A 13535-nucleotide genomic window follows, 5' to 3' on the forward strand; every position below is an offset into this window, starting at 1 on the left:
TTATTGTGCCAAGAAATCTTGCGCGAAACGCTGCAGAACACCGCCCGCGTTGTACACGTGAACTTCGTCAGCGGTATCTAAGCGACAAGTAACCGGAACATCGACTTTATCGCCGTTGCTGCGTGTGATAACCAGCGCTAAATCAGCGCCCGGCTTGATTTCTCCAACCACGTCGTAAAGTTCCGTACCATCCAGCTCTAGCGTATTGCGGTTAACGCCCGACTTAAATTGCAGTGGTAGTACGCCCATGCCAACCAAGTTAGTACGGTGAATACGCTCAAAGCCTTCAGCAACAATGGCTTCTACGCCCGCCAGTCGAACGCCTTTTGCTGCCCAGTCACGGGATGACCCCTGACCGTAATCCGCGCCAGCCACCACGATCAATGGTTGTTTACGATTCATGTAGGTTTCAATCGCTTCCCACATACGAACCACCTGTCCTTCTGGCTCTACACGCGCCAGAGATCCCTGCACGACTTCGCCGTTTTCCTTTACCATTTCATTGAACAGCTTTGGGTTAGCGAAGGTCGCGCGTTGCGCCGTTAAGTGGTCACCACGGTGAGTCGCGTAAGAGTTGAAATCTTCTTCTGGCACACCCATTTTCGCTAAGTATTCACCTGCTGCGCTGCTTGCGAGAATCGCGTTGGATGGTGATAAGTGATCAGTGGTGATGTTGTCGCCCAGAATCGCCAATGGACGCATACCAGACAATGTTCTTTCTCCCGCTAGCGCACCTTCCCAGTACGGTGGTCGGCGGATATAGGTACTCATCGGACGCCAGTCGTACAGCGGGTTGGGATTTTGCTCTTGATCATTCAGCTTAAACATCTGAATGTAAACTTGCTTAAACTGCTCAGGTTTAACATGAGTACCGACAACTGCATCGATCTCTTCATCGCTTGGCCACAAATCATTGAGATAAATTGGTTTGCCGTTTTGGTCCGTGCCCAATGCATCGCGCTCGATATCAAAACGAATCGTACCCGCTAGCGCATAAGCGACAACCAATGGTGGTGAAGCCAAAAAAGCTTGTTTGGCGTACGGATGGATTCGACCATCAAAGTTACGGTTACCAGAAAGCACCGCTGTCGCATATAAATCACGGTCGATGATCTCTTGTTGGATTTTTGGATCCAGCGCACCACTCATACCGTTACAAGTTGTACATGCGTAACCAACAATGCCAAAGCCAAGCTTCTCTAGCTCTGGTAATAAGCCCGCTTCTTCCAGATACAAGCGTGCAACTTTAGAACCCGGAGCAAAAGACGATTTCACCCAAGGTTTACGTACAAGACCAAGTTCGTTGGCTTTCTTCGCCACAAGGCCAGCAGCAACCACGTTTCTTGGGTTACTAGTATTCGTACATGAGGTAATAGCAGCAATGATCACTGCACCATCTGGCAACTCGCCTTCTTTCTCTTCCCACGCTCCAGAAATGCCGCGCTGTGCCAACTCAGAAGTTGGTAAACGACGATGAGGGTTTGACGGACCAGCCAAGTTACGGCTAACTGATGATAAATCGAACTCAAGTACGCGCTCGTAAACGGCGCTATCAAGATCGTCTGCCCAAAGACCGGTTTGTTTTGCGTAATTTTCTACTAGAGCAACTTGTTCTTCATCTCGACCAGTTAGTTTCAAGTAATTGATGGTCTGCTCATCAATATAAAACATGCCAGCTGTTGCGCCGTATTCTGGTGTCATGTTTGAAATCGTTGCGCGGTCTCCGATCGTTAGATCACGTGCGCCTTCTCCGAAGAATTCAAGATATGAAGATACCACACGCTCATTACGCAGAAACTCAGTAATCGCGAGGACAATATCCGTTGCGGTAATGCCCGGTTGACGTTTACCCGTCAGTTTGACACCGACAATATCTGGTAGACGCATCATTGATGGTCGGCCAAGCATGACGGTTTCTGCTTCCAGACCACCGACACCTATCGCAATAACACCAAGAGCGTCTACGTGAGGCGTGTGACTGTCCGTACCCACACAGGTGTCAGGGTAGGCAATGCCCTGCTTTGCTTGTACCACAGGAGACATTTTTTCCAAGTTGATTTGGTGCATGATGCCATTCCCAGCTGGAATCACGCTGACGTTTTCAAACGCTGTTTTACACCACTCGATAAAGTGAAATCGGTCTTCATTACGGCGCTCTTCAATCGCGCGGTTTTTGTCGAAGGCATCAGGGTCAAAGCCCGCATGTTCAACCGCTAAAGAGTGGTCAACGATCAATTGTGTCTCAACCACTGGGTTCACTTTTGCAGGATCGCCGCCCTGATCTGAAATGGCATCGCGTAGACCCGCTAAATCGACTAGAGCGGTCTGACCAAGAATGTCATGACAAACAACGCGTGCTGGATACCAAGGAAAATCAAGATCGCGTTTGCGTTCAATTAACTGTTTCAGGCTATCTGTCAATGTGTTCGGGTCACAGCGACGGACCAGTTGCTCAGCTAGCACGCGAGAGGTATAAGGGAGTGTTTCATAGGCTCCAGGAGAAATGGCATTGACGGCTTCGCGTGCATCAAAATAATCCAGTTGAGTTCCCGGAAGCGGCTTACGATATTGAGTATTAATATTTGTGTTCATGGTTTGCTTCCATTCAGTCTTTACATCTTGCCTTCATCAAGGTTTTCCATTGCTCCAGAAACACAGTGATGAGAGGATCTCCTTCCTCTGTTAGAGAGAATGACAAAGGAAGGAGGTGGTCAACCAAAGCATATAATGCCCTCGTTGACCTTCGCGCTAGCGATTCTCGATAGGCACCCATTCTTGATGATCTGGGCCCGTGTAATCAGCACTTGGGCGAATAATACGGTTATTGGCACGCTGTTCATAAACGTGTGCAGCCCAGCCCGTTAAACGACTCATCACAAAGATTGGGGTAAATAGTTTGGTTGGAATGTCCATGAAGTGGTAAGCCGATGCATGGAAGAAGTCCGCATTACAGAACAGACCTTTCTCTCGCTTCATCACTGATTCAACACGCTCAGAAACCGCATATAGATGTGTATCACCAACTTGCTTCGATAACTCTTTGGACCAGCGTTTTATTAAGGCGTTGCGAGGGTCACTTTCACGATAAATCGCATGACCAAAGCCCATGATCTTGTCTTTATTGGCTAGCATTTTCATGATGTTCGCTTCCGCCTCGTCGGGCGTTTGCCAATCTTCAATCATTTCCATCGCCGCTTCGTTCGCACCTCCGTGAAGTGGTCCACGAAGCGTACCGATTGCTGCCGTGATACAAGAATGGATGTCTGACAACGTTGATGCACAAACGCGTGCTGCGAATGTAGAAGCATTAAACTCATGTTCAGCATAAAGAATAAGCGAGCAATGCATCACTTGTTTGTGCAGCGCAGATGGCGCTTTGTCTGTAAGTAATCGCAAAAAGTAACCACCGATGCAATCTTCAGTCTGATCCTCGGTGTTGATACGCACGCCATCATGACTAAAGCGGTACCAGTAACAGATGATGGCAGGGAACAAGGCTAGCATACGTTCGGTTGCTTTCAGTTGCTCCTCGAAGCTCATTTCCTGCTCTAGGTTACCCAATACAGAACAACCCGTGCGCATTACGTCCATTGGGTGTGCGCTTGCAGGAATCAACTCTAAAGCTTGTTTTAGCTCGGCTGGCAAACCTCTAAAGCTGAGTAGGTGTGTCTTGTACGCATCAAGTTCTTGTTGATTCGGCAAGTGACCGCGTAACAGAAGGTGAGCCACTTCTTCAAACTGTGCGTTGTTCGCAAGATCAGTAATATCGTATCCACGATAAGTTAAACCAGTTCCCGTTTTTCCGACAGTACATAAAGCTGTGCTTCCTGCGCTTTGACCACGAAGGCCTGCGCCACCTAATTCTGCTTTCTTTTCTGCAGTTTGAGACATTGTTTGAACTCCTTTTCTGTCTGACTTTTCCCTCTCTGGGGTGTTTTTAGCCAAACGAATTTCACGTTATTAGATGAGATAAATTCCGATTATCTTTTTCTTGGGCTTCCGTCTATTTTTGCTTTTCCCCCGCTATTTCCCTTCAGAGAATAACTGGTCAAGTTTGTCTTCGTAGTCGTGGTAATTCAGGTGCTGATACAACTCTTTACGTGTTTGCATCGAATCAACCAGTGCTTCCTGATTACCCACTTCTAGCAAATGTTTGTAGACCGTTTCAGCAGCTTTGTTCATGGCACGGAACGCACTTAATGGGTAAAGCACCATATCGACTTTCGCTTTTGCAAGCTCATCGCAGCCGTACAGTGGCGTTGCGCCGAACTCGGTAATGTTGGCCAGAATAGGAACGTGCTTTCCAGTTGCTTGCTCAAGTGCGTTTGAGAACTGAAGGTACTGATCCAGCTTGGTCATCGCTTCTGGGAAGATCATGTCTGCGCCAGCTTCCACACACGCAATCGCACGCTCGATTGCGCTGTCCATGCCTTCAACAGCTAGCGCGTCTGTACGAGCCATAACCACGAAACTTTCATCATTGCGTGCGTCAACCGCGGCTTTTACGCGATCAACCATCTCTTGCTGGCTGACTATTGCTTTGTTCGGACGATGACCACAACGTTTCTGTGCGACTTGGTCTTCCATGTGCACCGCTGCCGCGCCTGCTTTTTCCATCGCTTTGATCGTGCGAGCAATGTTAAATGCACCGCCAAAGCCCGTGTCGATATCAACCAAAAGAGGCAAATCACATGCGTTAGTAATACGGTCAACATCAACCAAAACGTCGTTTAATGTTGTGATACCGAGATCCGGCAATCCGTATGACGCATTTGCGATACCGCCACCAGACAAGTAGATCGCTTGGTGACCCAAGTTTTTTGCCATCATGGCGCAATACGGGTTTATAGTGCCGACAATTTGTAGTGGATTATTTTGTTCAATGGCGAGTCTGAATTTCGCTCCCGGTGTTAAGCTCATGACGAATTCCTTCTAGTCTTTGTCTAAACTTTCTGTATGTATAATTTGAGATTGGATGAGCTTTCGACTTCCTGATATGTGTCTTCTCATCAACATTTCTGCAAGCTCTTCATCGCGATTGCGAATGGCTTCCAAAATGAATTTGTGTTCGGTGAGCGCCTCATTCGGGCGAGATTGCGCACGTGGCGACTGGTAACGATACATCCGTAATAAGTGATAGAGTTCATCACACAGCAGAGATATTAACTTACTGTTTCTGCTCGCTTGGATGATGCGATAGTGAAAATCAAAGTCACCATGTTGATGGAAGTAAGACGCGCCTTCCATTTGGTCTATATGCTTGGAATGTGTCGACAATAGCATTTCCAAGCTTAAGAGCTCTTCTTGCGTAATGTGTCGCGCAGCTAACCTTGCTGCCATGCCTTCCAATGCTTCTCGAACGGCATAAAGTTCTATCAGCTTTTCCGGAGAAAAAGTGGTCACTCTAGCCCCAACATGAGGAATTCGCTCGATGAGCCCTAGCCCCTCTAAGCGCATCAATGCTTCACGCAAAGGCCCACGACTGACTTGATATTTCTTTGCTAGCTCAGGCTCTGATATCTTATGGCCAGGCTTCACGTCGCCATTAACAATGACTTCAATGAGTGTTTCGGTCAGCGTTTCGGATTTGGTGTGTTCTTTCTCAGAACCCAGCACTTTATAACGAGCTTTCAACTCAGAGTTCATATTCAGATACTCTTGTTACCGACATCGAAATGTCTACAATTTCTTAACCTGAATATAAAGTAGTCGATCAAAGTGTCGACAATCAAGTAAATTGTCGACAATTTAGACTAAGGTCGTAATTTAAACTGGCCTAAAATGCCTATTAAGTGCTGTTTTTAGCAGAAATAAAGAATGGGGAACTTATATTGTCGACAACTTGTAAACCTTTAAGCTTATGATCTAAAAACTAAAAGCTCAGCTGTCGAACAATAATCGGATAAAAAACTATTCTTTAGGTACAAATTGATCAAAGACTTGTTGCGAAGTCATCTTTTGTGAAGCGGAATTGAGGTCATAATAAGCTGGCTTTTCATCGGTAAAAATCTCTAAAGTGAGTTTGAAATCTGGGTTATCGAACAAACCAGCGGAAAGAATGTACTCACCTGTCGGCAACAAATGGTAGAAAAGGTTTGTGCCACACTCACCGCAAAACCCCCTCACTCCCCAGTCTGACGACTGATAACGTTTAGGTTCGCCACCTTTAAACGTCACGTTAGGACCACAATGCACAGCATGGAGTGCTCCACTCGACCATTTTCGACACATCGAGCAGTGGCATAGACTCACTTCATTCTTAGCATCTGCGATCACTTCAATAGCGCCGCACAAACACGTCCCTTTCATTCTCTTTTCCTCGTTCATTTTCCGTCATTTTATTATGGCCTACCAAAACGTAAAGCCGCGTGACCTAACACCAACTTCTCACCGTGAACTTTATGAACAAAATAACCGAAATGCTCAATATTCTCTTTATATCTCTTTTACAGACAGATATTTAACACTTAATTAACCTTTACACCAAGTTCAGCTTTAACGCTTACAAGGCATGACAACTGAGCAAAAACAATAAGGCTCAACTAAATAGAGTCGCTAACATAAGGAACGTGAACATGTTAAAGGTACTCAAACCAACGCTCGCCGCTTCAATCATCGCAGCTTCATTTTCATTCAACGCTCTTGCTGCAGATATTGAAAAAATGCACTTTCTTATCCCTGGAGGTGCCGGTGGCGGTTGGGACATGACCGCCCGAGGTACTGGTGATGTATTAATAAAGTTAGACATCGTCGAAACCGTATCATTTCAAAACCTATCTGGTGGTGGCGGTGGCAAAGCAATCGCACATTTGATTGAAACGGCTGATCGTCAAGAAGATACACTCATGGTGAACTCAACACCGATCGTCGTTCGCTCGCTCAGTGGGATCTTCCCACAATCTTTCCGCGACTTGACTCCTGTTGCCGCAACGGTTGCCGATTATGGCGCCATTGTTACATCAGCCGATTCTCCTTATAGCTCTTGGGAAGATGTCGTTAAAGCTTTTAAAGAAAACCCACGTAAGGTGAAGGTTGCTGGTGGCTCTGCTCGTGGTTCTATGGATCATTTGGTTATAGCAGCAGCTTTCAAAGGTGAAGGTTTTGATGCGCGTAAAGTTCGTTACATTGCCTATGATGCAGGTGGAAAAGCCATGGCTGCCCTACTTTCAGGCGAAACACAACTGCTCTCTACAGGGTTAGGTGAAGTACTCGAAATGTCTAAGTCTGGGCAAGTGAAAGTGTTAGCGATTACAGCACCAAAACGTTTAGAAGCTGCGCCTAACATTCCAACTCTCACCGAATATGGTAATGAAACTGTCTTTGCTAACTGGCGTGGATTCTTTGCAGCACCAGGCACAAGCCAAGAAAAGCTAGATGAATGGAATGCCGCATTTACTAAAATGTATAACACCGACGAATGGCAAGTCGTTCGAGACCGCAATGGTTGGATCGACAACTATAAAGCGGATAAAGCATTCTTCGCGTTTCTTGAAGATCAAGAGCAGCAGATGGGTGACTTAATGCGCGAGTTAGGCTTCCTGAAGTAACAATCGAATTGGGGTCCCTCAGATACCAACCTCAATGAATAACGTAGGTTGGTATTTCCCCATTGTATTTGCACTCTAAGTTTCACCGCATATGGACATTGTCGACAATCGGCATGCACACTCCTTTGTTTATATACCCAAAGCGGCTCGACTAGCAGCGAAATGCTTAATTGTTAATGGTTTAGTTTATTCATTGACGTCCATATGCGGTCTTTTTTACTTTTGTTAGGAGTTGAATATGCCTCGTTCAACCAACTTTTTCACCAAAGAGTATTTACTCTGTCGTGACCGCGTCGGCGCAATGATCTTTCTACTTTTCTGTCTTTGCTACGGTTATCAAACCTCACAAATTCCATTGTTTCCAGGTGATGAGTATGAACCATTCACCGCACGTACTCTGCCAACCATCCTGACTTACGTTGGTGTCGGCCTTTCTTTGCTATTGCTGGTGACAGGACAACCAGATAAACAAAGTGGCGCAGTGCTGACCTTCAATTGGAAGTTACTGATTGCCTTTTTAATTTTAATGGCGCTCTACGGCGTGGGCCTGACTTACTTAGGTTTTGTGATAGCTACTGGCTTCTTTTTATTGGCTGGCTTTTATCTGCTCGGGGAAAGACGTAAACCCGTTCTGTTTGGCGCGTCGTTTCCATTCGTGATCGCGTTCTACTTATTACTCACTCAAGGTTTGGACATCTATCTCGAACCGGGTTTGATTTTCACCATCTGGTAGTCAAAGAAAGGACTGAATTATGTTAGATGGAATTCTACAAGGTTTATCCACCGCAGTAATGCCAATGAACATTATGATGGTGATCGTTGGTTGCTTCGTCGGTACATTTATCGGCATGTTACCTGGACTTGGGCCGATCTCAGCCATTGCTTTGATGATCCCAATTACTTATGGCCTAGAGCCCTCCTCTGGCCTTATTTTAATGGCGGGTGTTTATTACGGTGCGGTATTTGGTGGCTCTACATCGTCGATTTTAATTAACGCGCCGGGTTGTTCTTCAACCGTGGTCACAGCATTTGACGGCTACCCAATGGCCCAAAAAGGCCAAGCAGGTAAAGCATTAGCTTTGGCAGCTTATTCGTCTTTCACTGGCGGTACGCTATCTGCCATTATGTTGCTTGTTGCCGCACCAGCATTGGCTAGCGTCTCCCTTAGCTTCCAATCGTCGGACTATTTTGCGTTGATGCTACTTGGGTTATCAGCTGTCGCGGCTTTTGCGGGGAAAGGTCAGGTAATCAAAGCGTGGATGATGACCATTCTTGGTTTGATGCTATCTACAGTTGGAATCGATAAAGGCGTAGGCGTTGAACGCTTTACCTTCGGTTTAACGGATTTAATGGATGGCTTTAGCTTCTTGTTGCTTGCAATGGCGACATTCGCACTGGGTGAGACACTAATGGGCATCCTTAAACCATCAAAAGACACCAGCGATGAAGAACAAGAAAAGCTGAGCAACATTGGCTCAATGAAAGTGACCAAGGAAGAAATCAAAGATGTTGCGCCTGTTTCAATTCGCTCTTCAATATTAGGTTTCTTCACTGGCGTTCTTCCTGGCGCAGGGGCAACCATTGCTGCTTTTTTAAGCTATGGTATGGAGCGCAACCTCGCACCTAAAGAGAAAAAGGATGAGTTCGGTAAAGGCAGTATACGTGGTTTGGTTGCGCCAGAGTCTGCGAACAATGCAGCATCTAGTGGTTCATTTGTACCGCTATTAACGCTTGGTATTCCGGGCTCTGGTACAACAGCAATAATGCTCGGTGCGCTGATCGCTTATGGTATTCAACCTGGCCCTCGCCTGTTTGTTGAACACCCAGATGTGTTCTGGTCAGTGATCATTTCCATGTACTTCGGCAACATCGTACTTGTGATCCTGAACTTACCGTTGATTCCGTACATTTCAAAGCTTTTGGCGGTTCCAAGAACGGTGCTTCTACCGATGATTTTATTCTTCTCAATCACCGGCGTTTATTTGGTCTCTTTTAATACTATGGATGTGTTCGTGATGCTGATTGTGGCTATGGCTGCCATTGCACTTCGGCTCGCTAACTTCCCACTCGCACCTTTATTGCTGGGCTTCATCCTTGGAGGATTAATGGAAGAGAACTTACGCCGCGCATTAATGATTTCAGATGGAGAACTGAGTTTCCTATGGGAGCGTCCTATTACCCTTACCTTTACTGTTTTAGCTGTATTGGTATTGGCAAGTCCACTAATCGTAAAGCTGATTCAAAAGTTTAAAGCACAGCCAGTCAGCGTTGAGCAGTAATCGCTGTCTCTTTCAACCTAGATAAAGCCATCCATCGTGATGGCTTTATCTTCCGCCCTCCAAATCGTTCGCTTATTGTGCAGATGGTATTGACAAATCACTGTCGTTATATGAAGGTGATTGTATGAACACACACTTAGCGCAACTTAACCAACGAATTATCATCATTCCATAGGAATGGTGGGATTTTTTGATGCGCTCAGTATTTATCGAACCCACCCATAACGGTGGGTTTTCTGTCTCTACCGTATGGGAAAAGCTCTCTTGGAGGCGGTCACAATGCAAAAAATAGCAGTTTTTGGTAAACCCGGCAGTGGAAAATCGACGGTAAGTAAAGTAATCGCGTCGGCTACCGGTCTTCCTCTTCATCAATTAGATTCAATAGTCTATAAACCAAACGGTGATCCCGTTGAGCGTAACGTTTTTGATGAAGCCCATAGCAATATACTAAGCTCAGATCGTTGGATTATAGATGGCCTTGGACCGATCAGCTCTTTTAACGCTCGTTTAGATGCAGCCGATACTCTCATTTATATTGATCTACCATACTCAGTAAGCTATTGGTTTGTGACGAAACGTCTCCTTAAAGGACTTTTCATTAAACCTGAAGGTTGGCCTGATGGTAGTTCGGTACTGAAAGGAACGTTACAAAGCTACAAAGTTCTTCAGCAATGCCCTGCATTCTGGAATGATGACTTTATGTCTCGCCTCGAGGGGTACTCTCAAACTAAAGCCGTTCATGTCATCAAAAACGTTACAGAACTGAACAATTTTGTTTTGGAGCGGGTAAAGTAAACCTCATATCAGAACATTAGAGCATGTAGGTTGGATCATCTGAAGCTCTAACAATGAAAAAGAACATAACAAGGATTGTTTATGCTTTTAGAACTCGCACTTTTATTCGTTGCTGGCGTAATTGGTGGGATCATTAACTCCATAGCAGGAGGCGGAAGCTTTATTACTTTTCCGGCTCTATTGGCAGTTGGTGTTCCTCCTATTATGGCTAACGCAACAAACACGTATGCTTCATGTGCGGGTTACATTAGCGGAGCCGTCGGGTTCAGAGAAGAGATCATGAAGAACAAGCATGAACTGCTGTTCACAGTCTCATTCAGTTTAGTCGGCGGCGCTGTCGGAGCATATCTGTTGCTCAACACGCCAGAATCGCTATTTATGGAAGCTATCCCTTGGTTACTCTTATTTGCCACCGTGCTTTTTCTCACCGGTTCTCGTTTAACAATGCTAATCAAAACTGTCGCGAAAGAGCACAAACATGCTGGCATACTCGGAGCAATCGCGTTGGGTTTACTACTTGTTGGTGTCTCTGCTTACGGTGGTTTTTTCAACGCAGGTTTAGGGGTTATTGTTCTGAGTTATCTGGTAGTAGCTGGTCACCAAGACATTAATTTAATGAACGGTTTGAAATTGCTCGTATCTACGTGTGTTTCACTCATTGCTATCGTGATTTTTGTTGCCAATGGCTCCATTGATTGGCACACAGGTAGTGTTGTTTTGGTCGGTACGTTGGTAGGTGGGTATCTTGCAGCTCGTGTATCTCGTCAACTGAATCCCAATCATGTTAAAGGGTTTGTTGCTCTTTCTTCTATTCTCATCACTCTCTACTTTTTCATTGATGTTTATGTTTAAGCAAAACTTGTACAAGTGGATAACAATCCTACAAAAACACCAGCGCGAAAGATTAATGCAGATAGCTTAACGATTTTTGTGTCACTCCAGCGAGGTTAGGAATCTAATAGCACTACACTGAGCGGCTAATGAAACCATTTTGATCACAAAGTGCTCGGATAGAAGATCCTGTATCACGCTCCTTCGTCGCTGTACAGGATGACGAGAAATAGAAATATGCCACTCGCGGTTAAACGAGTGGCATTGATCGAGAAAGATGGCGTTTTACATCAATAATAAGAGAAAGTAACGCTTACTTAATCAGCCCTACTTCTTTGTAGTATTTGAGCGCACCTGGGTGAAGAGGCGCAGATAAACCGTCTTTTACCATTTCCTCTTTCTTCAAGTTTGCAAACGCTGGGTGGAGACGGCGGAAATCATCGAAGTTTTCAAATACCGCTTTAACCACGTTATAAACCACATCTTCTGGTACCGCAGTAGAAGAAACAAACGTCGCGCCCACACCAAAGGTTTGAACATCACTATCTGTGCCACGATACATACCACCTGGGACATTTGCGACACGATAGAAGCTGTTGTTTGCAACCAGTTTTTCTACATTAGGTCCAGCTACCGTTACGATATTACTATCACACGACGTAGTGGCTTCTTTAATCGCTCCACTTGGGTGACCAACGGTATAAATCATCGCATCAATTTTGTTATCACAAAGTGCTTTTGATTGCTCTGCTGCTTTTAACTCAGAGACAAGCTTAAAGTCGTCGTTACTCCAACCATACTGGTTCATTAGTACTTCCATAGTACCTCGCTGACCAGAACCAGGATTACCAATGTTAACGCGCTTACCTTTCAAATCATCAAAAGTTTTGATGTTCGCGTCTTTACGTGCAACGACAGTAAACGGTTCTGGATGAACGGAGAATACGGCGCGTAGCTCTTTAAAAGGCCCGCTTTCTTCAAACTTACTGGTTCCTTTGTAAGCATGATACTGCCAGTCTGATTGCGCGATACCGAGGTCCAATTCACCAGCACGAATAGTGTTGATGTTATAAATCGATCCCCCAGTACTTTCTACCGAACAACGGATACCGTGATCTTCTCGCGATTTGTTAACCAAGCGACAAATAGCGCCACCAGTCGGATAATAAACCCCTGTTACGCCACCGGTACCAATCGTGACAAACGTTTCCTCCGCAGACGCAGAAAAGCCTGTTGTGAGTGCCGCCAAAGAAGCCGCAAGTGCGATTTGCTTAAACTTAAACATTGAACATCCCTTTTACTTGTGTTGATGACCGTTTAAGTATAGCAACCGTTAACAATTTGATAACGTTTGAGTTCTCATCCTTGGCGGTTAGCTTAGTAATCACCATTTTATTGGCATATTCTGCCGTTATATAATGGCTCTATATAAGCGTAAACCGTATAGTCTAGAAAATTAAATCTTTAGACTGATATGTCCATTCTAAATTATCTATTAAATAGAAATACTCAGGTCAAATTACTATAATCTTGTTAAATAACCTTTATTCTATATAAATATGATGAGTTATAACTCCAGCCAGAAGACATGATGTACTTGAAATAAATAATACGAATGAGAGAACAAACAATCGTTGAATATGAATTGGAACCTTATCCCTCTTCTCTAACATTTTATATCGTTTCGCATGAAAAGTGCTCAGAAAAACAGTTCCATATTGTAGTACTCCGTGACCTGATAAGAATATATTCAGAGTGTAGTATCGAACTCCATTATCAAGAGCATCTTCAAGATACTTCAACCACTTGGATTTCAAATAAATAACAAACAAAAACCAAGCAAATATACCTAAAATTCCAACCGTAGTCAGATAAATCACTAAATCTGATGCTAAACTGATATCTTCCATCTTCGACTACTTATTAAGTTGAGTTTTATATAATTCTGTTCCCAAATACTCACCAGTCGAACTACCATATTTTGTTATTGAGTATCTAATTACACCCTTCACTACAAAAAATTCTTAAACACACTTTTTGTGAATAATAATGGCACTTTAACTTAATTTTACGCAACAAGGCT

General features: G+C 44.7%; 12 protein-coding genes. 5 read left to right on the forward strand and 7 right to left on the reverse strand.

The annotated features are described in order from the left end of the window. The 5 genes from acnD to R7Z10_RS10525 form a co-directional block, all read right to left on the reverse strand. Positions 1–2592, reverse strand: coding sequence for a Fe/S-dependent 2-methylisocitrate dehydratase AcnD (gene acnD / locus R7Z10_RS10505; protein WP_017633775.1), 2592 nt, complete (start codon positions 2590–2592; stop codon positions 1–3). A gap of 156 nt (positions 2593–2748) precedes the next feature. After that, positions 2749–3891, reverse strand: coding sequence for a 2-methylcitrate synthase (prpC, locus tag R7Z10_RS10510; RefSeq protein ID WP_033906152.1), 1143 nt, complete (start codon positions 3889–3891; stop codon positions 2749–2751). 132 nt (positions 3892–4023) lie between these two features. Continuing rightward, a complete protein-coding gene (gene prpB, locus R7Z10_RS10515) occupies positions 4024–4920 on the reverse strand; it encodes a methylisocitrate lyase (RefSeq protein ID WP_042523753.1) in 897 nt (298 codons plus the stop codon). 12 nt (positions 4921–4932) lie between these two features. Next, positions 4933–5646: a GntR family transcriptional regulator gene (locus R7Z10_RS10520; RefSeq protein ID WP_005377279.1), complete on the reverse strand. Its 714-nt coding sequence runs from the start codon at positions 5644–5646 to the stop codon at positions 4933–4935. Between the two features lie 264 nt (positions 5647–5910). After that, positions 5911–6309 (reverse strand): GFA family protein, encoded by a 399-nt coding sequence (locus R7Z10_RS10525; protein WP_206970885.1) that lies wholly within the window; start codon positions 6307–6309, stop codon positions 5911–5913. A 266-nt stretch (positions 6310–6575) separates the two neighbouring features. Between R7Z10_RS10525 and R7Z10_RS10530 the strand changes: the two genes are divergently transcribed. From R7Z10_RS10530 to R7Z10_RS10550, 5 genes are all read left to right on the forward strand, one after another. Further along, on the forward strand, positions 6576–7547 hold the full coding sequence (locus R7Z10_RS10530) for a tripartite tricarboxylate transporter substrate binding protein (RefSeq protein ID WP_206970886.1): 972 nt from the start codon (positions 6576–6578) through the stop codon (positions 7545–7547). A gap of 238 nt (positions 7548–7785) precedes the next feature. Beyond that, the gene (locus R7Z10_RS10535) at positions 7786–8280 is read left to right on the forward strand and encodes a tripartite tricarboxylate transporter TctB family protein (protein WP_005388179.1); all 495 of its coding nucleotides are present in this window, start codon (positions 7786–7788) and stop codon (positions 8278–8280) included. Between the two features lie 19 nt (positions 8281–8299). After that, a complete protein-coding gene (locus R7Z10_RS10540) occupies positions 8300–9826 on the forward strand; it encodes a tripartite tricarboxylate transporter permease (protein WP_005388177.1) in 1527 nt (508 codons plus the stop codon). A 279-nt stretch (positions 9827–10105) separates the two neighbouring features. Further along, the gene (locus R7Z10_RS10545; protein WP_053307019.1) at positions 10106–10621 is read left to right on the forward strand and encodes an adenylate kinase; all 516 of its coding nucleotides are present in this window, start codon (positions 10106–10108) and stop codon (positions 10619–10621) included. Positions 10622–10702: 81 nt separating this feature from the next. Continuing rightward, complete coding sequence (locus R7Z10_RS10550; RefSeq protein ID WP_053350349.1) at positions 10703–11473, forward strand: sulfite exporter TauE/SafE family protein; 771 nt, start codon at positions 10703–10705, stop codon at positions 11471–11473. 292 nt (positions 11474–11765) lie between these two features. Here the strand turns inward: R7Z10_RS10550 and R7Z10_RS10555 are convergent, their stop codons facing one another. Then, on the reverse strand, positions 11766–12737 hold the full coding sequence (locus R7Z10_RS10555; RefSeq protein ID WP_017821698.1) for a TAXI family TRAP transporter solute-binding subunit: 972 nt from the start codon (positions 12735–12737) through the stop codon (positions 11766–11768). A 259-nt stretch (positions 12738–12996) separates the two neighbouring features. Beyond that, complete coding sequence (locus R7Z10_RS10560) at positions 12997–13362, reverse strand: hypothetical protein (RefSeq protein ID WP_017821699.1); 366 nt, start codon at positions 13360–13362, stop codon at positions 12997–12999. Between the last annotated feature and the right edge of the window lie 173 nt (positions 13363–13535).

This window comes from Vibrio sp. Vb1018, assembly GCF_033338775.1.
Taxonomy (GTDB): domain Bacteria; phylum Pseudomonadota; class Gammaproteobacteria; order Enterobacterales; family Vibrionaceae; genus Vibrio; species Vibrio alginolyticus.

Bases quoted from the DNA above. Each gene is read 5' to 3' on its own strand.
- acnD (WP_017633775.1), bottom strand. From the start codon at position 2,592: ATGAACACAAATATTAATACTCAATATCGTAAGCCGCTTCCGGGAACT.
- prpC (WP_033906152.1), bottom strand. From the start codon at position 3,891: ATGTCTCAAACTGCAGAAAAGAAAGCAGAATTAGGTGGCGCAGGCCTT.
- prpB (WP_042523753.1), bottom strand. From the start codon at position 4,920: ATGAGCTTAACACCGGGAGCGAAATTCAGACTCGCCATTGAACAAAAT.
- R7Z10_RS10520 (WP_005377279.1), bottom strand. From the start codon at position 5,646: ATGAACTCTGAGTTGAAAGCTCGTTATAAAGTGCTGGGTTCTGAGAAA.
- R7Z10_RS10525 (WP_206970885.1), bottom strand. From the start codon at position 6,309: ATGAAAGGGACGTGTTTGTGCGGCGCTATTGAAGTGATCGCAGATGCT.
- R7Z10_RS10530 (WP_206970886.1), top strand. From the start codon at position 6,576: ATGTTAAAGGTACTCAAACCAACGCTCGCCGCTTCAATCATCGCAGCT.
- R7Z10_RS10535 (WP_005388179.1), top strand. From the start codon at position 7,786: ATGCCTCGTTCAACCAACTTTTTCACCAAAGAGTATTTACTCTGTCGT.
- R7Z10_RS10540 (WP_005388177.1), top strand. From the start codon at position 8,300: ATGTTAGATGGAATTCTACAAGGTTTATCCACCGCAGTAATGCCAATG.
- R7Z10_RS10545 (WP_053307019.1), top strand. From the start codon at position 10,106: ATGCAAAAAATAGCAGTTTTTGGTAAACCCGGCAGTGGAAAATCGACG.
- R7Z10_RS10550 (WP_053350349.1), top strand. From the start codon at position 10,703: ATGCTTTTAGAACTCGCACTTTTATTCGTTGCTGGCGTAATTGGTGGG.
- R7Z10_RS10555 (WP_017821698.1), bottom strand. From the start codon at position 12,737: ATGTTTAAGTTTAAGCAAATCGCACTTGCGGCTTCTTTGGCGGCACTC.
- R7Z10_RS10560 (WP_017821699.1), bottom strand. From the start codon at position 13,362: ATGGAAGATATCAGTTTAGCATCAGATTTAGTGATTTATCTGACTACG.